Below are 26,240 nucleotides of genomic sequence, written 5' to 3' on the forward strand. Positions count from 1 at the left end.
GACCCGATGAAGGGAAGCTTAAACTGTGAAGCAATAGACGGGTCAACGACAACATCCGGGTTAACACCATAAAAAAACGGCCACCCTGAGGTGGCCGTCATCGGCAGCAAGAGAGACTCGCGGGAATCAGAGACCGGCAGCTTCCAGATGCTCCACCAACAGCTGCACGCTGCGGTTGCCGCGCCACTCGTTGACGTCGAGCCGGTAGACCAGCCGCACCCGCTTCACCGAAGCATCGGGCCAGCGCTGCAAGTCGACGCCAAAGGCGATGGCATCCACCGCGTGGCCGGAATCCGTGGTCAGCATCATCTTGAGGTGCTTCTCCCCCACCAGCCGCTGCTGCACCAGTACGAATTCCCCGTCAAACAGCGGCTCGGGGAAGGCCTGACCCCAGGGGCCGGAGGCGCGAATAAGCTCCGCCAGCTCCAGACTCAGCTCATCGGGCAGCAGCTCGCCATCGGTGAGCAGCACTCCGGTCAAGAGCTCAGGGGTCACCAGCTCGCCGATGACCGCCTCAAAAGCCCGCCCGAAGGCCTCGATATTGGCCTTGGGCAGGGTCAGCCCGGCCGCCATGGCGTGGCCGCCAAACTTGCCCATCAAACCGGGGTGGCGGGTATCGAGCAGTTCCAGCGCATCGCGCAGATGCACCCCCGGGATGGAGCGCCCGGAGCCCTTGAGCTCGGTCTCGCTGCTCTCGGCAAAGGCGATGACCGGGCGGTAGTACTTCTCCTTCACCTTGGAGGCCACCAGCCCCACCACCCCCTGATGCCACTCGTTTCGGTGCAGCACGATGCCGGAGGGCACCTCGCCGTCACGAAAACGGATCTGCTCCAGGGTGGCGAGCGCCTCCTGCTGCATCCCCTGCTCGATCTCCTTGCGCTCCTGGTTGAGGCTGTCCATTTCAGATGCGAACTGGCGCGCCAGGTTGATGTCGTCACAGAGCAGACAGGCGACCCCGAGGGACATGTCATCGAGCCGGCCCACCGCGTTGAGGCGCGGCCCCAGCGCAAAGCCGAGATCGGCAGCGCACAGGCGACGACCGTCGCGACCCGACACATCCACCAGCGCCTGGATGCCGGGGCGACAACGGCCAGCCCGGATCCGCTGCAACCCCTGATGGACCAGGATGCGGTTGTTGCCATCGAGCGCTACCACGTCGGCCACGGTGCCGAGGGCCACCAGATCCAGGTAATCCGCCACGTTGGGGGCGCGCAGCCCCTGGCGCTCATACCAGCCGCTCTGGCGCAGATGGGTGTTGAGAGCCGCCATCAGATAGAAGGCGACCCCGACCCCGGCCAGGGACTTGGAGGGGAAGTCGCAGCCATGCTGGTTGGGGTTCACTATCGCGTCGGCGTCAGGCAGCTCCTGGCCGGGCAAATGGTGATCGGTAACCAGTACCTGCATGCCGGCCGCCTTGGCCGCCGCCACCCCGGCGATGCTGGAGATGCCGTTGTCCACCGTGATCAGGAACTCGGCGCCGCGGGCCACCGCCAGCTCGACGATCTCCGGGGTGAGGCCATAGCCGAACTCGAAGCGGTTGGGCACCAGAAAATCGATGTGGTGCCCCCCCATGGCGCGCAAGGCCAGCACGCACAGCGCCGAGCTGGTGGCGCCGTCGCAGTCAAAGTCACCGACGATGAGAATGCGTTTTTGCGCCGTCAGCGCCTCGGCCAGCAGCGGCACCGCCTGCGCCATGCCGAACAGACGCTGGGGCGGCAGCAGCTGGTTGGCGCTGCGCTCCAGCAGGGCAGGGTCTTCTACCCCGCGGCTGGCGAAGATCTGGCGAAGCAGCGGGTGCAGGGTGGCGGGCAGATGGGAATCATCAACTCGCGGACGACGACGGATTTGCAGGGGCATTGATGTGATCCAGTATCTTGAGCAGTTGTTCGGGGCTCTGGTAACCGCGCACCAGGTCGCCATTGGGCAGGACCCAGCTCGGTGACGCCTTGATCCCGAGCCATTGGCTCAGGCCGATATGATGGGCAAGGATCGCATTACAACCGCTCTCAGGCAAACGATCGCTGAAGTTGAGTTCGCGCAGCAGCCCGGGATCGCACCAGCTAGCCTGATCCGAGGCGGCGACAGGCGCAGGCAGCAGTTGCACGCTCACGCCCCTCGCCTGCAAGCGGGGCAACTCCTCCAGCGCGATGCGGCAAGGACCGCAGGCGAGATCGGTAAACAGGGTGAGGCGGTGGCGTTCAGGGGTGGCCTTGAGCCAGAGCCGGGCCTCCCCTATCTGGGAGAGCGCCAGCCTGCGTTGCTGCTGCTGGCTGAGCCGGGTGAGGTTTCTCATGTCGTGGGCCAGATCCAGCATGGAGCCCTGCAGCACATAGTCTCCCCTGGCATCGCTGTAGAGCAGTCCCTGGGCCGTGCCCAGCAGATAGAGGCCCGGCATGGGGGTCTCGTCCACCAGGTAGACCTGCACACCGAGGCGCTGCTCTATGGTCTGTTTCAACACATGGGGGTCCATCCCCGCGCTGGCCGCAAAAGCGCACAGCAGCATCATTCCCAGCAGTAAATATCGCATTAGCTTATTCACTTGGCATGATTTAAGGGACCAATAAGGTAACCCAGACAATTCTCTCTCCCAAAGACCTTAATTAGTGATCGATTAATAACATCCGCAAGAAAAAATCACGGGATGACAGGTTGCCAATCGGGCTTGAGCCCCGCAAGCTAATCAGGACGACGGGAGACATCTTTAGTCATCCCTCTGTTTTGCTGATGTTTTATTATTCAAATCGACGTGCGCTCAGGTGGCACGTCGTCCATTTCTAGGGGGAAAAATGAGTCTGATTCAAGAGTTCAAGGCCTTTGCATCCAGGGGCAATGTGATCGACATGGCGGTCGGTATCATCATAGGTGCCGCCTTTGGCAAGATTGTCTCCTCCTTCGTGGGAGACGTGATCATGCCCCCCATCGGGCTGATCCTGGGGGGCGTGGATTTCAGCGATCTCGCCGTGACCCTGAAGGCCGCCGAAGGGGATGCCCCTGCCGTGGTCATCGCCTACGGCAAGTTCATCCAGACCTGTATCGACTTCCTGATCATCTCCTTCGCCATCTTCATGGGGCTCAAGGCCATCAACACCCTGAAGAAGAAGCAGGAAGAGGAAGCCGCCGCCCCGGCCGGCCCCACCAAGGATCAGGAGCTGCTGACCGAGATCCGCGACTTGCTGAAATCCCAGCAGGGGAAATAACCGTTTCCTCCCTGTCGTGTGCTGAAAAAAAACCGCCTTCGGGCGGTTTTTTGTTGCAGGGCCGGTGAGGCGATCAGGCTCTGGGGTGGTGCTGGCCGTGCAGTGCCTTGAGCCGCTCGTTGGCCACGTGGGTATAGATCTGGGTGGTGGAGAGATCCGCGTGGCCCAGCAGCATCTGCACCACTCGCAGATCGGCGCCGTGATTGAGCAGGTGGGTGGCGAAGGCGTGACGCAGGGTGTGGGGGGAGAGTTCCCCTCTGATGCCGGCTCTCAGGGCATAGAGCTTGATGCGGTGCCAGAAGGTCTGGCGAGTCATCATCCGGGCCCGCTTGGAGGGGAACACCACGTCAGAGCTGGTGCCGCCGAGGAGCAGGGTACGCGCCTCCCGGTAGTAGCGCTCCAGCCAGTGCACCGCCTCCTCCCCCATGGGGACCAGGCGCTCCTTGTTGCCCTTGCCCACCACCCGCACCAGCCCCTGGCGCAGGCTGACGTGTTCGGCGGTCAGCCCCACCAGCTCGGATACCCGCAGCCCGGTGGCATAGAGCAGCTCGAGCATCGCCTTGTCCCGCAGCTCCAGCGGGTCGTCCACCAGGGGCGCTTGCAGCAGCGCCTCCACCTCGGCTTCGCTCAGATCCGATGGCAGCTTCTTGGGGAGCTTTGGCCCCTCCAGCAGCACGGTGGGATCGTCGCTGCGCAGCTTCTCGCGATTGAGATACTGGTAGAAGCGGCGCAGGGCCGAGAGGAAACGGGCCGTGCTGCTGGCCGCGAACTGATGGTCCACCCGCCAGGCGAGGTAGTGCTGGATGTCGTCCAGCCCCGCCAGCAGCAGGGAACCGCCTTGCTCATCGAGCCAGAGGGCAAATTTTTCCAGGTCGGTGCGATAGGAGCTGACCGTGTTGTCGGAGAGCCCCCGCTCCAGCCAGAGGGCGTCGAGAAACGGCTCGATCAGGGGATGGGATTCTGCTTTGCTCATGGTGCGCCGCGCTCAGGGAAACAGGTCACCATTGTAACGTGCCGACCCACCCGGGCCGCAAGGCAAGGCTGCACATCCCCTCAGGCGGTGAAGAGCCCGGCGCAATCTGCTAGACTGGCGCCCTCCCCCCGGGCGCCGCTGTGCCGGTCACGCCCCTTGCCGACTGCGATCAAGAGAAGAGCGATGAAGATAGGTTTGTTTTACGGCTCCACCACCTGCTACACCGAGATGGCCGCCGAGAAGATCCGCGCCCTCATTGGCCCCGAGCTGGTCGATCTCCACAACATCAAGGATGTGCCCCTCGCCCGCATGCAGGAGTACGACATCCTGATCCTGGGCATCTCCACCTGGGACTTCGGCGAGCTGCAGGAGGACTGGGAATCTCGCTGGGAAGACATCGCCGACCTGCATCTGGAGGGACGCATCATCGCCCTGTTTGGCATGGGCGATCAGCTGGGCTATGGGGAGTGGTATCAGGATGCCCTCGGCCTGCTGCACAATCAGCTGGTCCCCAAGGGGGTCAAGCTGGTGGGCTACTGGCCCAACGAGGGGTACGAGTTTGACGCCTCCAAGGCGCTCATCGACGATGGCCGTCACTTCGTCGGGCTGGCCCTTGATGACGCCAACCAGTACGACCAGACCGAGTCCCGTATCGAGCAGTGGGTCGACCAGATCCTGAACGAGATCCACGAACTGCTCTGATCCTGATCGCCTGGATGTTCAACGACGCCAGCCAATGGACGACCAGATCGACCCCGCATCGAGCAGTGGGTCGACCAGATCCTCGGCGAGATCCACGAACTGCTCTGACCCTGATCGCCTGGATGTTCAACGACGCCGGCCAATGGACGACCAGACCGACCCCGTATCGAGCAGTGGGTCGACCAGATCCTGAGCGAGATCCACGAACTGCTCTGACCTTGATCGCCTGGATGTTCGACGACGCCAGCCAATGGACGACCAGACCGACCCCGTATCGAGCAGTGGGTCGACCAGCTCCTGAGTGAGATCCACGAACTGCTCTGATCCTGATCGCCTGGATGTTCAACGACGCCAGCCAATGGACGACCAGACCGACCCCGTATCGAGCAGTGGGTCGACCTCATATAAAACGAGCGCCATGAACGGCGCAAACCTCCCCTGCCGGTAGCCTGCGCTCGGGCTGCCGGGCGCATAAATCGCACCGATTTTCTCGTTTGGTATCATCGGCTGACGCTATAGCGACTTTTTGCTTCTGGTCTGCAACAATGAGGTCGACACCCCATAACAACACAACGCCGGGTGTCGGAAGCAAACGGACAGACCAGAAAAGGATATTCTATGACTTCATTCTCCCTGTTGGCCCCCGCCATCGCCCGCGACGTGCTCGATCACGCGCTGGCGCTGGGTGCCGACTTCGCCGAGCTGTTTGTGGAGCGCAAGCGCCGCAGCCAGCTCAGCCTGCTCTCCAGCCAGATAGAGAACATCAGCGGTGGTCTCGACTTCGGTATCGGCGTTCGCCTGTGCTACGGCCACAAGGTGCTCTACGGCTACACCAATCTGGCCGATCGCAACGAGCTCTTGCGCATCGTTACCCTGCTGGCGGCCAAGGACAGGCGTGACCCCGTGGTCACCGCCACTGCCTTTGACTTCACCCGCCTGACCGACCGCAACCCCATCGCTCTGCCGCTGTCGGCCGACAAGCTGCTGGAGCAGAAGATCGCCTACCTGCATGCCATGGACGCTGCGGCCCGCGCCGAGAGCGACAAGGTGAGCCAGTTCTCGGGCAACGTGCTCGGCTGGGAGCAGGAGGTGGAGATCTTCAACAGCGAAGGGGTGCAGGTGAGCGATCGCCGCCACTACAACCGCATCATGGCCCAGACCATCGCCCTGGACGGGAGCGAGCAGAGCGTAGGTTATGAAGCCCCCGGTGCCATGAAGGGATGGGAGCATGCCGAGAGCATCGATCCCCGCGAGCTGGCTCTCACCGCCACCCGCCAGGCACTGGTGAAGCTGGGAGCCGCCCCCTGCCCGAGCGGCAAGCTGCCGGTCATCATGGAGAGCGGCTTTGGCGGCGTCATCTTCCACGAGGCGTGCGGTCACCTGCTGGAGACCACCTCGGTGGCCAAGAAGGCATCCGTGTTCCACGACAAGATGGGCCAGCTCATCGCCAACCCCGCGGTCAACGCGGTGGACGAGGGCTTGCAGGGCAACGCCTGGGGCTCCATCAACGTCGATGACGAGGGGATGGCGACCCAGCACACCCAGCTCATCAAGGACGGCGTGCTCACCGGCTTCCTGGTGGACAGAATGGGGGCCCTTCGCACCGGCTACGCCCGCACCGGTTCCGGGCGCCGGGAATCCTACAAGTTCGCCCCCGCCTCCCGCATGCGCAACACCTATATCGAACCGGGCAACTACAGTCTCGACGACATGCTGGCAACCGTGGAGCACGGCATCTATGCCAAGCGGATGGGGGGTGGCTCTGTGCAGCCAGGTACCGGCGAGTTCAACTTCAACGTGCAGGAGGCCTACCTCATCGAGGGGGGCAGGATCACCCGGCCCCTCAAGTCGGCCACCCTGATCGGTACCGGCCCGCAGGTATTGAAGGAGATCTCCATGGTAGGGCGCGATCTGGCCCTCTCCGCCGGTATGTGCGGCTCGGTCTCCGGATCCATTCCCGCCTCGGTCGGCCAGCCGCCGCTCAAGGTTGACAGCATTCTGGTCGGAGGGAACGCCTGATGAACATCCATGACACTCTATGCGGTCCCATCTTCCGCCTCATTCGCGTTTCAGTCGGCCAGCCGCCGCTCAAGGTTGACAATATCCTGGTCGGAGGGAACGCCTGATGAGCCAACTCGACATGAACCAACTGCTTGCCCGTCTATTGGACCAGGTCGCCGATCTGGGTGCCGAGGCAGACGTCATCGCCAATCAGGAGAAGGCCTTCTCCCTCAAGGCCGACAAGGGCGAGCTCAGTGAATACAAGGTCACCAGCAGCCAGCAGATCGGCATTCGCCTCATCAAGGAAGGCCGGGTCGGCATCGCCTATTCCGAGTCCCTCGACGCGTCGGCCCTGGACGCCATGGTGCAGGATGCGCTCGATGCGAGCCGCTTCGCCAAGGTGGACCCGGATCAGCGCATCACAGTGCAGCAGAGCAGGCTCATCACCGACTGCGCCGAGATACATCAGGCCGACACCACGGCGGTGGAAGAGAAGATCGCCCTGACCCTGTGCCTCGAGTCCGGCATGCTGGCCCTGCCGGACGTGACCGGCGCCCCCTACAACGGCTTCTTCGAGGGGGAGAGCCGCCTCTGGCTTGCCAACAGCCAGGGCAGCATCTGTGAACATCAGGAATTCAGCGTCGGCTGCCACAGCTCCGCTCTCATCGAGCGGGAGGGCCGCCAGTCCATGCACTACCAGGGACAGTACGCACGGCGCTTCGACGAGTTGGAGAGCCAGCCTCTCATCCGCCAGATCCACGCCGTGGCCGATGGCCTGCTGATGGGTGAGGCGGTGCCGAGCGGTCGCTACAGCGTCATCTTCAGCACCCACTGCTTTGCCAGCCTGTTTGGCTGCTTCCAGTCCGCCCTGTCTGGCAAGTGGGCCCAGCAGGGGATCAACCCCTGGCGCGACAAGCTGGGCCAAAGCGTGGCTTCTCGCTGGCTCACCCTGGAGAGCCGTGCCTATATGCCGGGGGGCATGAAGATCAAGGCGTTTGACGGCGAAGGGGCCGCCACTTCGGATCTCCTGCTCATCGGCGAGGGGGAGCTCAAGACCCTGCTGCACAACAGCGCCACCGCCCGCCACTTCGGCGTGACGAGCAACGGTGCAGCCGCCCGCAGTGCCCGCAGTGCCTTGGACGTGGCCCCTCGTCACCTGGTATTCGGGCTCGGCCCCCACGGCGAGGCCGAGGTACAAAGCGGTGAGTACCTGGAGCTGGTCAAGCTGGACGGCCTGCACTCCGGGGCCGATGCGGTGAGCGGCGACTTCTCGTTCGGCGCCTCCGGCTTCCTCTGCCGAAATGGCGAGCGCGTGGCGCCGGTACGCGGCATCACGGTGGCAGGCAACTTCTATCGCCTGCTCGGGGAGTTGGAAGCGGTCGGCAACCAGCTGCACCACGACGATGGCAAGGACTTCTATGCCCCGCTGATCCGCTTTGGCGGGCTCAGCATTGCCGGCAAATAAGAGGGGGAGCCTTACTCGGCTCTTCCCCCTTCAAGCGGCGCCATCAGGCGCCGCTTTTTTATCCATGGCGCCTCCCGACGGCCACTTCTAACCTCAAAGAGCCACCGACCGCGTTGGCCGGGAACTCTGGAGAATACGACGATGGACAACACCCTGGTCTGGGCCGACATTCCGACACGGGATCTGGATCGTGCCATGGACTTCTACTCGGCCCTGCTTGATGTGCAGGTCACCCCCATCCAGGAAGAGACCATGCGCTTTGCCATGCTGCGCCACGACGGCAGCAACGCGGCGGCCTGTCTCGGCCCCATGGACAAATATCACCAGCCCGGCGGTGCCGGTCCCCTCATCTATCTCTCCCTCGGTGACAGGCTGCAGGAGGCGGAGCTGCTGGTCCCACGGCTCGGCGGGCGGGTGCTGGAGCCTCTGCACAGCATCGGCAGCGGTCATGGGTCCAGGGTCATCATCGAGGATACCGAAGGCAACTGGCTTGCCCTCTATGCCCCACCAGCCAGCTGACGTCCGGATACGCAGAAACAACAACGGCGACCTGATGGTCGCCGTTGTTGTTTAACTGCACTTGCCGGCCATTACGCCTCTGGATTGAGGCGGGTCGGGATGCCGGTACGCTGTTCCAGCACCTGCTTGACCACGTTGGAATCGCTGTCAGCGTGGGCGATGAAGCGGGTGGTAGCCGGGGTCATGGGCAGCGGCACGGAGGCGGTGGAGTTGAACTCTTCCTCGGTGCGCGACAGCGGCTCGTGCACTTCCATGTAGCGACCGCCATCCGGCTCGACCGTGGTCTTGACCGGCTGGTTGACGAACTGGACGCGGGTGCCGACCGGCACGTGATCGAACAGGTACTTGATGTCGTCGGCGCGCAGGCGCACGCAGCCGCTGCTCACCCGCAGACCGATGCCGAAGGTGGCGTTGGTGCCGTGGATGGCGTACAGGTTGCCGATGTAGAGCGCATGCAGGCCCATGGGGTTGTCCGGGCCGGCCGGCCAGACCGCGGGCAGGGTCTTGCCCTGGGCGGCGTAGCGGCGACGGATGTTCTCGGTCGGGGTCCAGGTCGGGTTGGCACGCTTGCGCTCAACCTTGGTGATCCAGTTCTCAGGGGTGTTGACCCCGAGCTGGCCGATGCCGATGGGCAGCACATGCACCACGTTCTTGCCCTTCGGGTAGTAGTAGAGACGCATCTCCGCCACGTTGATGACGATCCCTTCGCGGGGAGCGTTGGGCAGGATCAGCTGATGGGGAATGATCAGCGTGCTGCCCGCCTTGGGCAGGTAGGGGTCGACGCCCGGGTTGGCTTCCATGATGTTGGTCAGACCCAGCTGGAAGTCGGAGGCGATCTGCTCCAGCGGACGGTTGTCTGCGGGCACCACGTATTCCTGGTTCTCACCGATCAGGCGGCTGTTGGCTGCAGGCAGCTGGTATTCAACGGCGGCGGCCTGCTGGCTGACCAGCGCCAGCGTACATAAAAGAGCCGAAGCGGCAATGCGAAGGGGATTCATAAAATTCCTGTATGGTTTCCTGTTCCTGTGGGCCTTTGCCCTGCTCATCATCGGTCTCTTGTGGACCCGTCACCGGGGACCAACAACCGAGCGCGCATTCTTTCCCGAGCAGGGCAAAATTTCAACTTGGAGATGGTCTTTTTCGCCGAAAAGATCCATTTCACCGCCAACTCGGGGGCCTCTTTCACCCCTTGCACTCTAGCAACCCCAGTCTGAGCGTAAAATGAACATGGCGCAGGTATGCCAGGGTCGTCCCAAATTGCATGACGAGGCGGTCACGAGTACAATCTCGCACCCCGTATATCCGGAGTATCGAGTCACCTCCTGCTCCGATGTACCCCCATCGGATGGCCGTGCGTCGAAGACGGTCGCGCCACCGATGAACCCACACGACGCCATCAGGTGGCGCCGTCCTGATTTGCAATCAGATAAAAGAGTCCAACATGTTCAGACCAGAATTGCTCTCCCCTGCCGGGACCCTCAAGAACATGCGCTACGCCTATGCCTATGGCGCAGACGCCGTCTATGCGGGCCAGCCGCGCTACAGCCTGCGGGTACGCAACAACGAATTCGATCACGAGAATCTGCAGCTCGGCATCAACGAGGCCCATGCCCTCGGCAAGCAGTTCTATGTGGTGGCCAACATTCAGCCCCACAACTCCAAGCTCAAGACCTTCATCCGCGACATGCGCCCTGTAGTGGATATGAAGCCGGATGCACTCATCATGTCCGATCCCGGTCTCATCATGATGATGCGCGAAGCCTTCCCCGACATGCCTATCCACCTCTCGGTGCAGGCCAACGCGGTCAACTGGGCCACGGTGAAGTTCTGGCATCAGATGGGACTGACCCGTGCCATCCTATCCCGCGAGCTGTCTCTCGACGAGATCGAGGAGATCCGCATGCAGGTGCCGGAGATGGAACTGGAAGTCTTCGTCCACGGGGCGCTGTGCATGGCCTACTCCGGCCGCTGCCTGCTCTCCGGCTACATCAACAAGCGTGACCCCAATCAGGGCACCTGCACCAACTCCTGCCGCTGGGAGTACAAGGTGCACGAGGGCAAGGAAGATGACGTGGGCCAGATCGTCCACCGCCAGGAGCCCATCGCCGTGCAAAAGGTGGATCCGACCCTGGGCGCAGGCAAGCCGACCGATGCCCTGGTGCTGCTGGAAGAGTCCAACCGCCCGGGCGAGTTCATGACTGCGTTTGAAGACGAGCACGGCACCTACATCATGAACTCCAAGGATCTGCGCGCCGTCGAGCACGTCGAGCGCCTGACCAAAATGGGCGTTCATTCCCTGAAAATCGAAGGCCGTACCAAGTCCTTCTACTACTGCGCCCGTACCGCCCAGGTCTATCGCAAGGCCATCGACGATGCGGTGGCTGGCCGTCCGTTCGATCCGACCCTGATGGGCACCCTCGAGAACCTGGCCCACCGCGGCTACACCGAGGGCTTCCTGCGCCGTCACAACCACAGCGAATACCAGAACTACGACTACGGTTACTCCGTCTCCGACACCCAGCAGTTCGTCGGCGAGATCACCGGTCGCAACGGTGACATGGTCGAGGTCGAGGTGAAGAACAAGTTCCTGCTGGGCAACAGCCTGGAGCTGATGACCCCCCAGGGCAACCTCAGCTTCAACCTGGAGCAGATGCAGAACCGCAAGGGCGAGCTCATCGACACCGCACCGGGCAACGGCCACGTGGTCTACGTGCCGGTACCCAAGGAGATCGACGTGAATTACGGCATCCTGCTGCGCAACCTCGGCGAGCGCGAGGATACCCGTCAACCTCACTCGGCGGCCTGAGATGGCACTGCTCATCACCGACAAGTGCATCAACTGTGACATGTGCGATCCGGAGTGTCCGAACCAGGCCATCACCCTGGGGAGCAAGATCTACGAGATAGACCCGGATCGCTGCACCGAATGCGTCGGCCACTATGAGAAGCCCACCTGCATCAGCGTCTGCCCTATCGACTGCATCATCTGGGATCCCGCCCATGTGGAGACCGAAGATCAGTTGATGGAAAAGTTCGTGCGGATGCACAGGCAGTAGCTGTAGCACCTGCATCAGCGTCTGCGCCCTATCGACTGCATCCTCCGGAATCCCGTCCATAGGGTGGAAACCGAAGATCAGCGGATGGAGAAGTTTGTGCGGATGCACAGGCAGTCAGCGTCTGACACTCGTGGTGTGCATTATCCAGAAATAGAAAAAGCCGGGCATGCCCGGCTTTTTCTATTGCGCTGCCCTTCCCTCAGGATTTGACCAGTTTTTGCAGCGCCTCGAGTTCGCGCTGGGCTTCCAGCAACTCGGCCTGGGACTCCTCCAGCTTGGACTGCTTCTTGGCAATCTTGTCCGGCTTGCCCGATACCCGTGCACTCTGCAACTCGGCCAGCCGCTCTTCCACTTCTTCCCTCTGCTTGACCACCTTGCGTTGCTGCTCCTCAAGGAGCCCGGCATCGGTACAATGGGCCTCCAGGTTGCGCAGTGCCCGCTCAAGGCCGGCTACCTGCTCCTGGTTGTTGTGCGCCCTGGCGAACGCAAGCTGATCCGTCACGGCCTGCTGTCTGGCCTTGCAGCCGATGTTTTCACTACCATAGGCTTGTCCGGCCAACAACAATAAGCCTATTCCGGCGATCTTCCACATAACAACCTCTTTGTTCTGTCATACTGGATGGCCGTCCATGAGACCTGACTCCCTGTGTGAGGTCAAGACACACGGGGCCGGGCTACGACAGAGTGTGCTCTGCATCATGCCGGGCCGCTTTCGCCAAAGCTACAATGGCCCTTTCAATCAGGAGAGCCACATGACCCAACACATTCTCATCATTGCCAACGGCGCCCCCTATGGCAGCGAGTCCCTGTTCAATGCCCTGCGCCTCGGCATCGCCCTCAAAGAGGAGGGAAAGGTAGACCTCAACCTCTTCCTGATGTCGGATGCCGTCACTGCGGCTCTGGCCGGGCAGGCTCCGGCCGAGGGCTACAACCTGCGCCAGATGCTGGAGATACTGCTGGCTCAGGGCACCCGGATCCGGCTTTGCAAGAGCTGCACCGATGCGCGCGGCATCACCCCGCTACCCCTTGTCGAGGGCATAGAGATAGGCACCCTCCCCTTGCTGGCCCAATGGACTCTGGCCGCCGACAAGGTGCTGACCTTCTAGCCGTCAGGGCCCGGCCCGGACCAGTGCTGGGCGCGAGGTCCGGGTACTCAGACCATAGAGCATCAGGATCACCAGGCAGAGCAGCGCCATCAGGGCGTAAAGCCAGCTCCCGCCCCAATGGGCCAGCACCCAGCCTCCCAGCAAGGCCCCCATGGCCACCCCGAGTCCGGAGATGGAGGCCGCCCCGAAATAGCTCCCCTTCAAATGACCAGGCGCCATCTGATCGATCAGCACATTGAGCAAGGGGAAGAGGATGCACTCCCCGACGCTCAGGAGGATCACCGCCACTATCCAGTGCCACCAGATGGCGGTATCCCCCAGCGCAAACTGCAACTGGGCGCCGAGAAAGAGCGCCACCCCGAGTTGCAGCTTGCGCCGTGTGGACCAGCGGGCAGTCAGGTGCAGCAGGGGAAACTGCAGCATCACTATGGTCAGCGCGTTGGTCGTCACCAGCCAGCCGATGAGCCGCTCCACCTCCGGCGTCCCCGCGCGGGTCAGATACTGGATGAGGGGCGACTCGAACTGGGCATAGACCAGCATCAGCAGCAGATTGGCCATGATCAGCAGCAGAAATCCCCTGTCCTGCCAGAGCACCCGCAGCACGGCACGCATGCCGGGCCCGGCCGCCTGGCTGGTGTGGCAACCTGCCAGCCTGAACCCGATGACAAAGACGATGCCAAGCAGCAGATAGCTGGCACTGAGCAACAGGAAGGTCTCCTGACGCGCGCTCAGGCCATAGGTGACGCCGAGCAGAGGACCGATGGCCGCCCCCAGGTTGAGCAGGAAATAGCGCAGGTGCAGCGCCAGCTCACGGGCTTTGGGCTCGGCCAGATTGTCGGCCATCAGTGCCTTGCCCGGTGAGTCGATGAGCCCGTAGGAGAGTCCGCTGCCGATCACCCCGAGTGCCAGCCAGCCCACCTGGTGGGAGAGGCCGAGCAGGGCCACACTGGCGGCGGAAACCAGGCAGCCGAACAGCAGGATGTTGCGCCGCCCCCATTTGTCCGAGAGCCAGCCGCCATAGAAGCTGACGAGAGTGGAAAGCGCCGCCGTGGCCCCCAGGATCAGGCCTATCAGGGTCGCCGAAAGTCCGTAGTCACGGTAGAGCAGGATCGAGAGAAAGGGCCAGACCATGAAGAAGGTGGTACGCACCATGAAAGTGCCCAGGATGACGATCCAGACCAGGGAAGGAAACTGCCTGAGGTAGGCCCATGACATGCTGCAATTCCTTTTGCCAACGAAGCGGGGTCGTCCCTTATATCAAGGGGCGCCAAAAGGAACAAGGAGACAATCTGCGCCATGCCGGGCGACAGGCACAAAAAAGCCGACCCAAGGGTCGGCTCTTTCACATACGGCAGCCTTATTCGGCAGCCGGCTCTTCGACGGCAACGGCAGCAGGAGCAGCAGCCGCTTCGGTCGGTGCGTTCGCTTCCTTGATGGAGAGACGCACACGGCCCTGACGGTCCACTTCCAGTACCTTCACCTTCACCACGTCACCGATTTTCAGGAAGTCGGCCACGTTCTGCACGCGGGCATCGGTGATCTGGGAGATGTGCACCAGACCGTCTTTACCCGGCAGGATGTTGACGAAGGCGCCGAAGTCAGCCAGGCGCACGACCTTGCCTTCGTAGATGCGGTTCACTTCGATCTCGGCGGTGATGGCCTCGATGCGGCGGATCGCTTCCATGGCGGCTTCGTTGGCCACGGCGGAGATGCGAACGGTACCGTCATCATCCAGCTCGATGTTGGTGCCGGTCTCTTCGGTCAGGGCACGGATCACGGAACCACCCTTGCCGATCACGTCCTTGATCTTCTCAGGATTGATCTTGATGGTGTGGATGCGCGGTGCGAAATCGGAGATCTGGGCACGGGGAGCCTGGATAGCTTCGTCCATCACCTTCAGGATGTGCAGACGAGCGCCACGAGCTTGCTTCAGCGCAATCTCCATGATCTCTTTGGTGATGCCTTCGATCTTGATGTCCATCTGCAGCGCGGTCACACCTTCGCTGGTACCGGCTACCTTGAAGTCCATGTCGCCCAGGTGATCTTCGTCACCCAGGATGTCGGACAGCACGACGAAACCTTCTTCTTCCTTCACCAGACCCATGGCGATACCGGCAACGGAGGCCTTGATCGGCACACCGGCATCCATCAGCGCCAGGGAGGAACCACAGACAGACGCCATGGAGGAGGAGCCGTTGGATTCGGTGATTTCAGAGACCACGCGCACCACGTACGGGAACTCGGCGGCGCTCGGCATCACGGCAGCAACGCCGCGCTTGGCCAGACGACCGTGACCGATTTCACGACGCTTCGGGCTGCCCATCATGCCGGTCTCGCCGACGCAGTAGGGCGGGAAGTTGTAGTGCAGCATGAAGCGATCGGCGCGGTTGCCGGTCAGCTCGTCGATGTTCTGGGCGTCACGCTCGGTACCCAGAGTGGCCACCACGATGGCCTGGGTTTCACCACGGGTGAACAGGGCAGAACCGTGGGCACGGGGCAGGATGCCGGTACCGACGGAGAGGGCGCGGATCATTTCCGGATCGCGACCGTCGATACGCGGCTCACCACGTACGACGCGACCACGGACGATGCGGCTCTCCAGGCTGTGGAACTCTTCGCCGATCTTCTTGGCATCTTCTTCCACGCCGGATGCGATGACTTGCTCGACCACGCGGCCCTTGATGGCAGCGATGGTTTCGTAACGAACAGCCTTCTCGGTGATACGGTAGGCTTCACCCAGTTCAGCTGTGGCCAGTTCGGCAACTTTGGCTTTCAGCGCTTCGTTGACGGCAGGCGGGGTCCAGTCCCAGGGCTTGGTACCGACGTCGGCAGCGAATTCATTGATGGCGTTGATCACGGTCTGCATCTGCTCGTGACCGTAGACCACGGCGCCCAGCATCACCTCTTCGGAGAGGATGGCTGCTTCGGATTCCACCATCAGCACCGCATTGGCAGTACCGGCAACCACCAGATCCAGATCGCTCTGGGGCAGTTCGGTGGTGGTCGGGTTCAGCACGTACTGGCCGTTCATGTAACCCACGCGGGCTGCACCGATCGGGCCGCCGAACGGGATGCCGGAGATGGCCAGGGCCGCGGAGGCACCGATCATGGCAACGATGTCGGGAGAAACGGCCGGGTTCACGGACATGACGGTGGCAACCACCTGAACCTCATTGAGGAAGCCTTCCGGGAACAGCGGACGGATGGGACGGTCGATCAGACGGGAGATGAGGGTCTCACCCTCGCTCGGACGGCCTTCACGACGGAAGAAACCACCCGGGATACGACCAGCAGCATAGGTACGCTCCTGATAGTTGACGGTCAGCGGGAAGAAATCACGGCCGTGATCGGCCTCTTTCTTGCCAACGACAGTCACGAAGACACAGGTATCGTCCATGCTGACCATGACGGCCGCAGTGGCTTGACGGGCCATCACACCGGTTTCCAGTGTGACGGTGTGTTGACCGTACTGGAATGACTTTACAATAGGATTCACGTGAATTTCCTTTTAACAATTTGGCGCTTTAAATTCGCGTGCAAGTATACTTGATTCGCATCAAAAGGTAAGCGCGGACGTCAATTCTGTGAGGCAGGCAACGGCCTGCATCCTGTTTGAAACGGGCAATAAAAAAGGGGAACCTCGCGGTTCCCCTTTTTTGCGAAATCTGATGATCGATTAACGACGCAGACCCAGCTTGGCGATCAGAGCAGCGTAACGCTGAACGTCTTTACGCTTCAGGTAGTCCAGCAGCTTACGACGCTGGGAAACCATGCGCAGCAGACCGCGACGACCGTGGTGATCCTTGGCGTGCTCCTTGAAGTGACCTTGCAGATGGTTGATCTGGGCAGTCAGCAGGGCAACTTGCACTTCGGGGGAACCGGTGTCGTTGGCGCCACGAGCGTTGTCGGCAACGATTTGAGCTTTGATCTCAGCATTTAGAGACATGGTATTACTCCAGTAGAGTGTTTAAAGGTTCACAGCCAATCTCTAATTCAGCCGTGAAATGAGGGCGGTATCATAATCGTCCCCGCCCCTTTTCGCAACGGGAAAGACGCGTGACAGACCGATACCGCCTGAGGATCACTCCTCGTCGTGGTAGCGAACCAGACGCTTGGGCGCCACGCGCCCCTCGTCATCGATCTCGCCAACCCCGATGAATTCGCGCTCCGGGCCAACCGTCATGCGGACCTGGCCACTTTGGGGGCTACCTGCCACCTGCACGGCCTGACCCTGGTTCACATAGGCGGCCACGGCGACCAGCATGTTCACCTCGGGCAGGGAGGCCACGGCGGTGTCCATCGGCAGCAACAGGGGATCCAGCTGCTCCCGTGGCGGAATGCTTTCGGCCTTGGCCTGCTCGAAGATACACTCGAGCTGCTCCAGGGTCAGCATCCGCTCGTAGGGGTAGCTCGCCACCTGGGTGCGACGCAGCTGGGTGACGTGAGCGCCACAGCCCAGCACTTCCCCCAGATCGTCCACCAGGGAGCGGATATAGGTACCCTTGCTGCAATGCACTTCCAGCTTCACCTCGTCCCCCTCGAAGCCGAGCAGCTTGAGTTCGAAGATGGTGATGGGACGGGCTTCCCGCTCGATCTCGATCCCTTCACGGGCATATTCGTAGAGCGGGCGGCCGTTGTGCTTGAGGGCGGAGTACATGGACGGCACCTGCATGATGGGGCCGCGGAACTGGTCCAGCGCCTCGATCAGGGTGCCCACCGCCACGTTCACCGGGCGGGTGGAAACCACCTCGCCGTCGGAGTCGCTGGTATTGGTGCGCTCGCCCAGCTTGGCGGTCACCTCATAGCGCTTGTCCGCTTCCAGCAGATACTGGGAGAACTTGGTGGCCTCCCCGAGGCAGATCGGCAACATGCCGGTGGCCAGGGGGTCCAGGGCGCCGGTATGGCCAGCCTTGGCGGCGTTGTAGATCCGCTTGACCTTCTGCAACACATCGTTGGAAGTCAGGCCGGTCGGTTTGTCCAGCAGCAGGATGCCGTGTACGTCACGGCCTTTGAAACGACGTCTACGAGACATCTCAGGCGTTATCCTCAGTCGTGTCATCCGGTGCGGATTGCTCTTCGTCACGACCGGCTTCAGTCATGCGACGCTTGTCTTCACGCACAGTGTTGGTCACCAGGTTGGAGAGGCGCATCCCCTCGACCAGGGTCTGGTCGTAGTAGAAACGCAGCTCGGGCACCACCCGCAGACGCATGGCGCTACCCAGCAGGCTGCGGATGTAACCGGCAGCCTCGGTCAGGCCCTTGAGCCCTTCCTTGATGCGCTCGGCGTCATTCTCCAGTTGCAAGAAGGTGACATAAACCTTGGCATAGTTGAGGTCCTTGGAGACCTCCACGTCGGAGACGGTCACCATGCCGATGCGCGGGTCTTTCACCTCGCGCTGCAGGATCAGCGCGATTTCACGCTGGATCTGCTGTCCGACCCGACGGGTCCGGCTGAATTCTCTGGCCATATTCTATCCTGCGATAAAAGGGGGCCGCGGCCCCCTATTTTGTCTAACTCTCGGCTTACAGAGTCCGTTGGATTTCAACGGTCTCGTACACCTCGATCTGGTCGCCTTCGCGCACGTCGTTGTAGTTCTTGACCGCGATACCACACTCGTAGCCGTTGCGAACTTCGTTGACGTCATCCTTGAAGCGGCGCAGGGATTCCAGCTCGCCTTCATAGATAACCACGTTGTCACGCAGAACGCGAATGCGGTTGGAACGCTTGACCACACCTTCGGTGACCATACAGCCAGCAACGGCGCCGAACTTCGGTGACTTGAACACGCTGCGCACTTCAGCCAGACCGATGATCTCCTGACGATACTCAGGAGCCAGCTTGCCGCTCATGGCCTGCTTCACTTCGTCGATCAGGTCATAGATGACGGAGTAGTAACGCAGATCCAGGCTCTCGGATTCGATGACCTTGCGCGCAGAAGCGTCGGCACGGACGTTGAAGCCCACCAGGATGGCGCTGGAAGCCGCGGCCAGGGTCGCGTCGGTTTCGGTGATGCCACCTACGCCGGAACCCACGATCTTCACCTTCACTTCGTCGGTGGAGAGTTTGACCAGCGCATCGCAGATCGCTTCCACAGAACCTTGTACATCGGCCTTGATCACCACGTTCACTTCGGACACTTCGCCCTCGGTCATGTTGGCAAACATGTTTTCCAGCTTGGCCTTCTGCTGGCGAGCCAGCTTGACTTCGCGGAACTTGCCCTGACGGTAGAGCGCCACTTCACGGGCTTTCTTCTCGTCACGCACGACCGTGGCTTCATCACCGGCAGAGGGAACGCCGGACAGACCCAGAATTTCCACTGGCAGAGAGGGACCGGCTTCCTTGATCTCGCGACCCAGTTCGTCACGCATGGCGCGAACCCGGCCGTACTCAAGACCACACAGAACGATGTCGCCCTGACGCAGAGTACCTTCCTGTACCAGCACGGTGGCAACCGGACCACGACCTTTATCCAGGAAGGATTCGATCACGACGCCGTTGGCCATGCCGTCAACCACCGCTTTCAGCTCCAGGACTTCGGCCTGGATCAGGATGGCTTCCAGCAGGTCGTCGATGCCTTCGCCAGACTTGGCGGAGACGTGCACGAACTGGCAATCGCCACCCCACTCTTCGGACATGACGTTGTAACGGGCCAGCTCGGTCTTGACGCGATCCGGATCCGCTTCAGGCTTGTCGATCTTGTTCACCGCAACAACCAGCGGCACACCGGCCGCCTTGGCGTGCTGGATAGCTTCGATGGTTTGCGGCATCACGCCGTCGTCAGCTGCAACAACCAGAACAACGATGTCGGTCGCCTTGGCACCACGAGCACGCATGGAGGTAAACGCCGCGTGACCCGGGGTATCCAGGAAGGTGATCATCCCGCTGTCGGTCTGGACGTGGTACGCACCGATGTGCTGGGTAATGCCACCGGCTTCGCCCGCCGCGACCTTGGCTTTACGGATGTAGTCCAGCAGCGAGGTCTTGCCGTGGTCGACGTGACCCATGATGGTCACGACCGGCGCACGCGGCTTGGCTTCGGAGGTCTCGTCACGATCGCTAAGTACCGCCTCTTCCAGCTCGTTCTCACGGCGCAGCACTACCTTGTGACCCATCTCCTCGGCGACCAGCTGAGCGGTCTCCTGGTCGATCACCTGGTTGATGGTGGCCATGGCACCCATCTTCATCATCACCTTGATGACTTCAACGCCCTTGACGGCCATCTTGTTGGCGAGCTCCGCCACTGTGATGGTCTCGCCGATGACGACGTCACGGTTGACCACGGCAGCCGGCTTGTTGAAGCCGTGTTTCATGGCGTTCGGCATGGCCATCTTGCCACGCTTGCCTTTGCGGGCACGCGGATCGCGGGAGTTGCGGTCATTGCGGTCGTCTTCGCGACGGCCGACTTTCTTCGGCGCCTTGGCAGCGGCAGCCGTGCGACGGCTGGTCTCTTCCTTACGATCCAACTCATCTTCGGCCGCTTGCGCGTGCTTGTTGGTGGTCAGATGGTAATCGCTGCTCTCTTTGGCGCGAGCCGCTTCTTCTTCAGCCCAGCGGGCCGCATTCTGTTCCGCCATGATGCGAGCCTCTTCGGCTTTCTTCGCGGCGAGTTCTTCAGCTTTTTGCAAAGCTGTCTGTTCCTGTTGGCGCTTCAGTTCTTCTGCTTCGCGCTTGGCCATCTTTTCTGCCTCTTGCTGAGCTGTGCTACCGGCTGCTTTGGCGGGCTGTTGAGCCTGTCGAGCCTTCTGTTGTGCCTCGATCCGCGCCTTTTCCTCAGCTTCACGACGAGCCTGCTCAGCCTCACGGCGAGCCTTCTCTTCAGCGTCGAGGCGGGCCTTCTCTTCGGCCTCGCGACGAGCTTTTTCTTCTGCTTCCAAACGCGCTGTTTCCTCGGCTTCCGCCTGGCGCTGTTCATCTTCCAGCGCCGAGCGTCTTACATAGGTGCGAGACTTGCGCACTTCTACCTGCACTTCCTTGTTCTTGCCACCAGTCCCCTGAACACTCAGAGTGCTCTTGGTCTTGCGCTGCAAGGTCATGCGAGCAGGTGCGGTGACCTCGTCACCTCCATGCTGTTTCTTCAGATGTGCCAGCAGAGTCTGTTTCTCAGACTCGCTGACCATGTCGTCGGCCTTGCTCTTCACGATGCCGGCATCGACAAACTGCTGGAGAAGACGATCAACCGGCGTGTCGATGTCAGTGGCAAGTTGCTTAACTGATACTTCTGCCATTCATTTTCCTCCGTTTGACCTTATTCAGACTGCTCTTCTCCGAACCAACAGATATTGCGAGCAGCCATAATGAGCTCACCTGCCTTCTCGGCGGTCAACTCTTCGATGTCGGCAAGGTCATCGATACCTTGCTCTGCCAAATCTTCCAGGGTGCCGACACCGCGAGCGGCCAGGGCATAGGCCATTTCACGGCCGAGGCCGGAGAGATTGAGCAGTTCTTCGGAAGGCTCGACGCCTTCAAAGGATTCTTCTTTGGCCAGGGCCTTGGTGGTCAGGGCATCCTTGGCACGCTTGCGCAGCTCTTCGACCATGTCTTCATCCAGACCGTCGATGGCCAGCAGCTCGTTGACCGGGACGAAGGCGATCTCTTCCAGAGTGGAGAAGCCCTCTTCCATCAGCAGGCCGGCGAAATCGTCGTCGATATCGAGGGTGCTGGTGAACAGCGTCAGGATGCGGTCGTTCTCGGCCTGGTGCTTGGCACGCATGTCTTCGACGGTCATCACGTTCAGTTCCCAACCGGTCAACTGGGAGGCCAGACGCACGTTCTGACCGTTGCGGCCGATGGCCTGGGCCAGGTTGGCGGCTTCCACGGCGATATCCATGGTGTGGTTGTCTTCATCAACGATGATGGAAGCCACATCGGCTGGCGCCATGGCGTTGATCACGTATTGGGCCGGGTTGTCATCGTACAGCACGATGTCGGCACGCTCACCGCTCAGCTCGGCGGAGACGGCCTGAACGCGGGCACCACGCATGCCGATACAGGCACCGATCGGGTCGATACGACGATCGTTGGTCTTGACCGCGATCTTGGCGCGGGAACCCGGATCACGGGCAGCGCCCATGATTTCGATCATCTCTTCGCCGATTTCCGGCACTTCGATGCGGAACAGCTCTTTCAGGAAGTCCGGGCTGGAGCGGCTGACGAACAGCTGGGAACCACGGGCTTCCGGACGCACGGCGTAGAGCAGGCCACGGATACGGTCGCCGGGACGGAAGGTCTCACGGGGCAGCATGTCGTCACGGAAGATCACGGCTTCGGCATTGCTGCCCAGATCCAGGATCACGTTGTCGCGGTTGCTCTTCTTGACCACGCCGCTGATGATGGTGCCTTCCTTGTCCTTGAACTGGTCAACGACCTGGGAACGCTCAGCCTCGCGCACTTTCTGCACGATGACCTGCTTGGCGGTCTGGGTGGTGATACGGTCGAAGGTCACAGAGTCAATCTGGTCTTCAACATAGTCGCCGATCTGGATATCCGGCTGCTCGATCTGAGCGGCTTCGAGGGTGATTTCCCCGTACGGGTTCTCCATGGAAGCCTGATCGGCCACCACGACCCAACGGCGATAGGTGTCGTAGTCACCGGTCTTGCGATCGATCTCGACACGCACTTCAATCTCGCCTTCGTATTTTTTCTTGGTCGCAGTCGCCAGCGCAGTCTCCAGAGCCTGGAAAATCTTCTCGCGGGGGACAGCCTTCTCGTTGGACACAGCGTCAACGACCAGCAAAATCTCTTTATTCATATCCGATAGCCTCGTTAACCAAAGTTCGGCACTATGTTCGCTTTTTGGATATTGGTGAAAGCCAACACCTCGTCCTTACCATCTACCGTCAGAGTGATCATGTCCCCCTGCACGGCTTTGATTACGCCTTTGAACTTGCGGCGGTTGTTTGTTGCCATCCGAAGCGTTACCGCCGCCTCCTGGCCAACGTATTTTTCGAACTGGGCGACCTTGAACAGTGGACGATCCAGACCCGGGGAAGACACCTCAAGGTAGTACTCCTCGGAGATGGGATCTTCGACATCCATGATGGCGCCGACCTGGCGGCTCACCTCGGCACAGTCTTCCACCGTCACGCCTTGCTCCGAGTCGATGAAAACGCGCAGGGTCGAGTGCTTACCCGCACGGATAAACTCGATACCCCACAGTTCAAAACCCAAGGCAACGACCGGAGCCTCGAGCAGATCGGTCAAACGTTGTTCCAACGTAGCCAAAGTCACCCTCCGAAAAACGAAAAAAGGGCATATAGCCCAGATAGAAATAGATTCAGAGTAAATTGCACATAACAAAAAGCCCCGATGTCAAATCGGGGCTTGGCGCTTTACCCTGATTGTCGCCTCGCAGCGACCGCCTTCCTGAGCGTAGGAAATGCGTGAAATTTGGTTGCGGGGGCCGGATTTGAACCGACGACCTTCGGGTTATGAGCCCGACGAGCTACCATGCTGCTCCACCCCGCGTCCGAAATCGTGCGAGATTATAGCCACTTCACTCTCGTGAGACAAGACTCAGTGGCTATAACATCCCGGTTACCCGGGTTCACTGCTTAATTGGTGCCGTGGGCGGGACTCGAACCCGCACACCCTAGAGCACTACCCCCTCAAGATAGCGTGTCTACCAATTCCACCACCACGGCAAAACTCTTATTCGGGAACGTCAGTATCTTTCTTCACTGGCGCTTTGCTCTGCTCAACTTGTTGAGTCTGTTGCAGATTTTCCCATTCACTACCCTGTTTGACCTTGTTGCTGGACATGGAACCCAGAACCAGACTAATCAAGAAAAACAGAGTAGCCAAAATCGCTGTTGTGCGGGTCAGGAAACTGCCTGAACCACCGGAGCCGAACACAGTATTCGATGCCCCTGCGCCGAAGGAGGCGCCCATATCAGCCCCTTTACCTTGCTGAATCATCACCAGACCAATCAGAGCCAGCGATACCAGCAGATAAACGACCAAAAGAATCTCGTACATTTAACTTGCACCCTTTGCCGCTTCAACTATTCCTAAAAACGCCTCGCCATCAAGACTTGCCCTGCCTATCAGACCGCCATCAATATCGGACTGCGCAAACAAATCTTGTGCATTGGCCGGTGTCACGCTCCCACCATAGATGATTCTGACTTTCTCACCTATTACCGGAGTATCCTCCGCCAAGCGACTGCGAATAAAGGAATGAACCTCTTGTGCCTGCTCGGGTGTGGCGCATTTACCTGTACCTACAGCCCAGATTGGCTCGTAGGCGATGATAGCATTATCGAAAGCCATCGCGCCATTTTTCTCTATGACGATGTCCAGTTCCTCGGCAATCACCTCAAAGGTTCTTCTTGCCTGCCTCGCCGCGCCTGACTCACCAAGACAAAGTATGGGTATCAGACCTGCTGCTCTGACTGCCGCAAACTTCTCTGCGACTATAAAACTGGTCTCACCAAAGAGACGCCTGCGCTCGGAGTGGCCAACAAGTACATATCGGCAACCTGCCTCGACTAGCATCTCACACGAGATTTCACCCGTATAAGCGCCTTGTCTGTGCTGGCTCACGTTCTGAGCCCCCAGCTTCACTCTTCCCTGCTCACCGAGCAGTTCGGCCGTGAAACCGAGATGCACATGGGATGGACACAAGACCACATCTACGTCTTCATCAATGCGCTCTGCGCACTGACTCGTAAACTGCTCTAACTGCGACCTACTACCGTGTAACTTCCAGTTGGCTGCTACAAACGGCTTGCGATGTCCCATCGGCAACTCCCTTGCGAAAGCGGGGCTGATAATATCCAGAGGATGCTCAGCTGACAAGTGCTATTTTCAAATTTTCGAATCGTTTGAACAAGATACAACCAAGGCGACTAAAAAGCCGCCTTGTTTGTTCATTAAAACGCCGATTCGACCTGTTTGGCGATGCGCTCTGCCATATCGCGCACCTGCTGTTCGTGTTCACCTTCGACCATGACCCGGATCAGGGGCTCGGTGCCAGATTTGCGCAGCAGCACCCGGCCACGGCCGGCCAGTTCCTGCTCCACTGCCGCCACTTCCTGCTGAACGACACTGGAGGTCAGCGGATCCTTGCCTTCGGCGAAGCGCACATTGACCAGCACTTGCGGGAACTTGCTCATGCCCGAACGCAATTTGGCCAGCGGCATCTCGGCACTGCGCATGGCCGTCAGCACCTGCAGGGCGGCGACGATACCATCCCCCGTGGTGGTCTGATCCAGGCAGATGATGTGACCGGAGTTTTCGCCCCCGATGCGCCAGCCCTTCTCGTTCATCATCTCAAGCACGTAGCGGTCACCCACCTTGGCACGGGCAAAGGGGATGCCCAGGGTCTGAAGCGCCAGCTCCAGCCCCATGTTGGCCATCAGGGTGCCCACCACACCGCCCTTGAGGCGGCCATGGCGCAGGGCATCCCGGGCGATGATGTAGAGGATCTCATCCCCGTCGATGATGTAACCAGTGCTGTCCACCATCACCAGACGGTCGCCGTCACCGTCGAAGGCGACGCCGAGATCTGCCTTGCATTCCTGAACCTTGGCGGCCAGCGCCTCCGGTGCGGTGGAACCGACACCGTCATTGATGTTGAGCCCATCCGGGCTGCAGCCGATGGCGATGACTTCGGCACCCAGCTCGCGGAAGACGGAAGGGGCGATGTGGTAGGTGGCACCATGACCGCAATCCACCACCATTTTCAGCCCTTCCAGGCTCAGATTGGAGGGGAAGGTGCTCTTGCAGAATTCGATGTAGCGACCAGCCGCATCATCGATGCGCTGCGCCTTGCCAAGCTCCGCGGACTCCACGCACTTGAGTTCGTTGTCGAGCTCGGCTTCGATGGCCAGCTCGACATCATCGGGCAGCTTGGTGCCGTCGGCGGAGAAGAACTTGATGCCGTTGTCGTAATAGGGGTTGTGGGATGCACTGATGACGATGCCGGCTTCGGCACGGAAGGTGCGAGTCAGGTAGGCAACCGCCGGGGTGGGCATGGGTCCCATCAGTATGGCTTTGAGACCGGCGGCGGAGAGCCCCGCCTCCAGTGCCGACTCCAGCATATAACCGGAGATACGGGTATCCTTGCCGATCAGCACCTTCTTGGTCCCTTTCTTGGAGAGCACCTTGCCGGCGGCCCAGCCCAGTTTCATGACGAAATCCGGGGTGATCGGGTATTCACCCACCTTGCCGCGCACGCCGTCGGTGCCGAAGTACTTTCTGGTCATTGTCTGTTTCTCGTT

At 60.8% G+C, this 26,240-nt stretch carries 24 protein-coding genes, 2 tRNA genes and 1 pseudogene; 9 read left to right on the plus strand and 18 right to left on the minus strand.

Annotated elements, in window-relative coordinates; translation table 11 throughout:
- Positions 1 to 126: 126 nt before the first annotated feature.
- Together recJ and MUW49_RS14755 are read right to left on the minus strand one after the other, a co-directional pair.
- Positions 127 to 1,857, minus strand: coding sequence for a single-stranded-DNA-specific exonuclease RecJ (gene recJ, locus MUW49_RS14750; protein ID WP_113977473.1), 1,731 nt, complete (start codon positions 1,855 to 1,857; stop codon positions 127 to 129).
- On the minus strand, positions 1,823 to 2,527 hold the full coding sequence (locus tag MUW49_RS14755) for a disulfide isomerase DsbC N-terminal domain-containing protein (RefSeq protein WP_039041117.1): 705 nt from the start codon (positions 2,525 to 2,527) through the stop codon (positions 1,823 to 1,825). Before MUW49_RS14755 ends, recJ begins: the two co-directional genes overlap by 35 nt.
- 259 nt (positions 2,528 to 2,786) lie before the next feature.
- Between MUW49_RS14755 and mscL the strand changes: the two genes are divergently transcribed.
- Complete coding sequence (gene mscL, locus MUW49_RS14760) at positions 2,787 to 3,197, plus strand: large-conductance mechanosensitive channel protein MscL (RefSeq protein WP_010673746.1); 411 nt, start codon at positions 2,787 to 2,789, stop codon at positions 3,195 to 3,197.
- 73 nt (positions 3,198 to 3,270) lie between these two features.
- Here the strand turns inward: mscL and xerD are convergent, their stop codons facing one another.
- Entirely contained in the window at positions 3,271 to 4,170 is a 900-nt protein-coding gene (gene xerD, locus MUW49_RS14765; protein ID WP_042880761.1) for a site-specific tyrosine recombinase XerD, read from the minus strand.
- A 183-nt stretch (positions 4,171 to 4,353) separates the two neighbouring features.
- Between xerD and fldB the strand changes: the two genes are divergently transcribed.
- From fldB to MUW49_RS14785, 4 genes are all read left to right on the plus strand, one after another.
- The gene (fldB, locus tag MUW49_RS14770; protein ID WP_160838797.1) at positions 4,354 to 4,872 is read left to right on the plus strand and encodes a flavodoxin FldB; all 519 of its coding nucleotides are present in this window, start codon (positions 4,354 to 4,356) and stop codon (positions 4,870 to 4,872) included.
- Between the two features lie 618 nt (positions 4,873 to 5,490).
- Complete coding sequence (locus MUW49_RS14775) at positions 5,491 to 6,891, plus strand: TldD/PmbA family protein (protein WP_104452438.1); 1,401 nt, start codon at positions 5,491 to 5,493, stop codon at positions 6,889 to 6,891.
- 106 nt (positions 6,892 to 6,997) lie between these two features.
- Complete coding sequence (locus MUW49_RS14780) at positions 6,998 to 8,338, plus strand: metallopeptidase TldD-related protein (protein ID WP_052815999.1); 1,341 nt, start codon at positions 6,998 to 7,000, stop codon at positions 8,336 to 8,338.
- A gap of 141 nt (positions 8,339 to 8,479) precedes the next feature.
- A complete protein-coding gene (locus MUW49_RS14785; RefSeq protein ID WP_010673739.1) occupies positions 8,480 to 8,857 on the plus strand; it encodes a VOC family protein in 378 nt (125 codons plus the stop codon).
- Between the two features lie 71 nt (positions 8,858 to 8,928).
- Here the strand turns inward: MUW49_RS14785 and MUW49_RS14790 are convergent, their stop codons facing one another.
- Positions 8,929 to 9,855, minus strand: a complete 927-nt coding sequence (locus tag MUW49_RS14790; protein WP_041212511.1) for a L,D-transpeptidase family protein — start codon at positions 9,853 to 9,855, stop codon at positions 8,929 to 8,931.
- Positions 9,856 to 10,298: 443 nt separating this feature from the next.
- Between MUW49_RS14790 and yegQ the strand changes: the two genes are divergently transcribed.
- From yegQ to MUW49_RS22100, 3 genes and pseudogenes are all read left to right on the plus strand, one after another.
- Positions 10,299 to 11,663 (plus strand): tRNA 5-hydroxyuridine modification protein YegQ, encoded by a 1,365-nt coding sequence (gene yegQ / locus MUW49_RS14795; RefSeq protein ID WP_010675357.1) that lies wholly within the window; start codon positions 10,299 to 10,301, stop codon positions 11,661 to 11,663.
- Between the two features lies 1 nt (position 11,664).
- Positions 11,665 to 11,913: a YfhL family 4Fe-4S dicluster ferredoxin gene (locus MUW49_RS14800; RefSeq protein WP_010675358.1), complete on the plus strand. Its 249-nt coding sequence runs from the start codon at positions 11,665 to 11,667 to the stop codon at positions 11,911 to 11,913.
- Positions 11,914 to 11,934: 21 nt separating this feature from the next.
- Positions 11,935 to 12,027, plus strand: a pseudogene (locus MUW49_RS22100) (ferredoxin); the annotation flags it as partial.
- An 85-nt stretch (positions 12,028 to 12,112) separates the two neighbouring features.
- Here MUW49_RS22100 and MUW49_RS14805 read toward each other — a convergent pair.
- Positions 12,113 to 12,505, minus strand: a complete 393-nt coding sequence (locus MUW49_RS14805) for a DUF1090 domain-containing protein (protein WP_171864897.1) — start codon at positions 12,503 to 12,505, stop codon at positions 12,113 to 12,115.
- A 160-nt stretch (positions 12,506 to 12,665) separates the two neighbouring features.
- On the opposite strand from MUW49_RS14805, the gene MUW49_RS14810 reads away from it, so the two are divergent.
- On the plus strand, positions 12,666 to 13,019 hold the full coding sequence (locus tag MUW49_RS14810) for a DsrE/DsrF/TusD sulfur relay family protein (RefSeq protein ID WP_010675361.1): 354 nt from the start codon (positions 12,666 to 12,668) through the stop codon (positions 13,017 to 13,019).
- Positions 13,020 to 13,022: 3 nt separating this feature from the next.
- Here the strand turns inward: MUW49_RS14810 and MUW49_RS14815 are convergent, their stop codons facing one another.
- The 13 genes from MUW49_RS14815 to glmM form a co-directional block, all read right to left on the minus strand.
- Positions 13,023 to 14,234 (minus strand): MFS transporter, encoded by a 1,212-nt coding sequence (locus tag MUW49_RS14815; RefSeq protein ID WP_041212507.1) that lies wholly within the window; start codon positions 14,232 to 14,234, stop codon positions 13,023 to 13,025.
- A gap of 142 nt (positions 14,235 to 14,376) precedes the next feature.
- The gene (gene pnp, locus MUW49_RS14820) at positions 14,377 to 16,515 is read right to left on the minus strand and encodes a polyribonucleotide nucleotidyltransferase (protein ID WP_029314766.1); all 2,139 of its coding nucleotides are present in this window, start codon (positions 16,513 to 16,515) and stop codon (positions 14,377 to 14,379) included.
- A 180-nt stretch (positions 16,516 to 16,695) separates the two neighbouring features.
- Positions 16,696 to 16,965: a 30S ribosomal protein S15 gene (gene rpsO / locus MUW49_RS14825; protein ID WP_010675364.1), complete on the minus strand. Its 270-nt coding sequence runs from the start codon at positions 16,963 to 16,965 to the stop codon at positions 16,696 to 16,698.
- Between the two features lie 135 nt (positions 16,966 to 17,100).
- On the minus strand, positions 17,101 to 18,051 hold the full coding sequence (gene truB, locus MUW49_RS14830) for a tRNA pseudouridine(55) synthase TruB (RefSeq protein WP_010675365.1): 951 nt from the start codon (positions 18,049 to 18,051) through the stop codon (positions 17,101 to 17,103).
- 1 nt (position 18,052) lies between these two features.
- Positions 18,053 to 18,487 carry a 30S ribosome-binding factor RbfA gene (rbfA, locus tag MUW49_RS14835; RefSeq protein WP_010675366.1) on the minus strand — a complete coding sequence of 145 codons (435 nt, stop codon included), beginning with the start codon at positions 18,485 to 18,487 and terminating at the stop codon, positions 18,053 to 18,055.
- Between the two features lie 55 nt (positions 18,488 to 18,542).
- Positions 18,543 to 21,245: a translation initiation factor IF-2 gene (gene infB / locus MUW49_RS14840; RefSeq protein ID WP_109112132.1), complete on the minus strand. Its 2,703-nt coding sequence runs from the start codon at positions 21,243 to 21,245 to the stop codon at positions 18,543 to 18,545.
- Positions 21,246 to 21,265: 20 nt separating this feature from the next.
- Entirely contained in the window at positions 21,266 to 22,768 is a 1,503-nt protein-coding gene (gene nusA, locus MUW49_RS14845; protein WP_039040286.1) for a transcription termination factor NusA, read from the minus strand.
- 14 nt (positions 22,769 to 22,782) lie between these two features.
- The gene (gene rimP, locus MUW49_RS14850; RefSeq protein ID WP_182954849.1) at positions 22,783 to 23,241 is read right to left on the minus strand and encodes a ribosome maturation factor RimP; all 459 of its coding nucleotides are present in this window, start codon (positions 23,239 to 23,241) and stop codon (positions 22,783 to 22,785) included.
- A gap of 166 nt (positions 23,242 to 23,407) precedes the next feature.
- Positions 23,408 to 23,484: transfer RNA gene (locus tag MUW49_RS14855), tRNA-Met, on the minus strand.
- Between the two features lie 91 nt (positions 23,485 to 23,575).
- Positions 23,576 to 23,660, minus strand: a tRNA-Leu gene (locus MUW49_RS14860).
- A 7-nt stretch (positions 23,661 to 23,667) separates the two neighbouring features.
- A complete protein-coding gene (gene secG / locus MUW49_RS14865; RefSeq protein WP_010633113.1) occupies positions 23,668 to 23,994 on the minus strand; it encodes a preprotein translocase subunit SecG in 327 nt (108 codons plus the stop codon).
- Entirely contained in the window at positions 23,995 to 24,759 is a 765-nt protein-coding gene (gene tpiA, locus MUW49_RS14870; RefSeq protein WP_010675371.1) for a triose-phosphate isomerase, read from the minus strand.
- Positions 24,760 to 24,890: 131 nt separating this feature from the next.
- On the minus strand, positions 24,891 to 26,225 hold the full coding sequence (glmM, locus tag MUW49_RS14875) for a phosphoglucosamine mutase (protein ID WP_010675372.1): 1,335 nt from the start codon (positions 26,223 to 26,225) through the stop codon (positions 24,891 to 24,893).
- Between the last annotated feature and the right edge of the window lie 15 nt (positions 26,226 to 26,240).

The sequence above is a fragment of the Aeromonas sp. LsrichE-8G genome (assembly GCF_022869435.1).
GTDB classification, from domain to species: domain Bacteria; phylum Pseudomonadota; class Gammaproteobacteria; order Enterobacterales; family Aeromonadaceae; genus Aeromonas; species Aeromonas caviae.

Coding starts and splice junctions, on each gene's coding strand:
- secG (WP_010633113.1), bottom strand. CDS start 23,994: ATGTACGAGATTCTTTTGGTCGTTTATCTGCTGGTATCGCTGGCTCTG.
- MUW49_RS14790 (WP_041212511.1), bottom strand. CDS start 9,855: ATGAATCCCCTTCGCATTGCCGCTTCGGCTCTTTTATGTACGCTGGCG.
- xerD (WP_042880761.1), bottom strand. CDS start 4,170: ATGAGCAAAGCAGAATCCCATCCCCTGATCGAGCCGTTTCTCGACGCC.
- yegQ (WP_010675357.1), top strand. CDS start 10,299: ATGTTCAGACCAGAATTGCTCTCCCCTGCCGGGACCCTCAAGAACATG.
- MUW49_RS14815 (WP_041212507.1), bottom strand. CDS start 14,234: ATGTCATGGGCCTACCTCAGGCAGTTTCCTTCCCTGGTCTGGATCGTC.
- nusA (WP_039040286.1), bottom strand. CDS start 22,768: ATGAATAAAGAGATTTTGCTGGTCGTTGACGCTGTGTCCAACGAGAAG.
- MUW49_RS14780 (WP_052815999.1), top strand. CDS start 6,998: ATGAGCCAACTCGACATGAACCAACTGCTTGCCCGTCTATTGGACCAG.
- glmM (WP_010675372.1), bottom strand. CDS start 26,225: ATGACCAGAAAGTACTTCGGCACCGACGGCGTGCGCGGCAAGGTGGGT.
- mscL (WP_010673746.1), top strand. CDS start 2,787: ATGAGTCTGATTCAAGAGTTCAAGGCCTTTGCATCCAGGGGCAATGTG.
- rpsO (WP_010675364.1), bottom strand. CDS start 16,965: ATGTCTCTAAATGCTGAGATCAAAGCTCAAATCGTTGCCGACAACGCT.
- recJ (WP_113977473.1), bottom strand. CDS start 1,857: ATGCCCCTGCAAATCCGTCGTCGTCCGCGAGTTGATGATTCCCATCTG.
- tpiA (WP_010675371.1), bottom strand. CDS start 24,759: ATGGGACATCGCAAGCCGTTTGTAGCAGCCAACTGGAAGTTACACGGT.
- rbfA (WP_010675366.1), bottom strand. CDS start 18,487: ATGGCCAGAGAATTCAGCCGGACCCGTCGGGTCGGACAGCAGATCCAG.
- truB (WP_010675365.1), bottom strand. CDS start 18,051: ATGTCTCGTAGACGTCGTTTCAAAGGCCGTGACGTACACGGCATCCTG.
- MUW49_RS14800 (WP_010675358.1), top strand. CDS start 11,665: ATGGCACTGCTCATCACCGACAAGTGCATCAACTGTGACATGTGCGAT.
- fldB (WP_160838797.1), top strand. CDS start 4,354: ATGAAGATAGGTTTGTTTTACGGCTCCACCACCTGCTACACCGAGATG.
- MUW49_RS14785 (WP_010673739.1), top strand. CDS start 8,480: ATGGACAACACCCTGGTCTGGGCCGACATTCCGACACGGGATCTGGAT.
- MUW49_RS14775 (WP_104452438.1), top strand. CDS start 5,491: ATGACTTCATTCTCCCTGTTGGCCCCCGCCATCGCCCGCGACGTGCTC.
- MUW49_RS14805 (WP_171864897.1), bottom strand. CDS start 12,505: ATGTGGAAGATCGCCGGAATAGGCTTATTGTTGTTGGCCGGACAAGCC.
- MUW49_RS14755 (WP_039041117.1), bottom strand. CDS start 2,527: ATGCGATATTTACTGCTGGGAATGATGCTGCTGTGCGCTTTTGCGGCC.
- MUW49_RS14810 (WP_010675361.1), top strand. CDS start 12,666: ATGACCCAACACATTCTCATCATTGCCAACGGCGCCCCCTATGGCAGC.
- infB (WP_109112132.1), bottom strand. CDS start 21,245: ATGGCAGAAGTATCAGTTAAGCAACTTGCCACTGACATCGACACGCCG.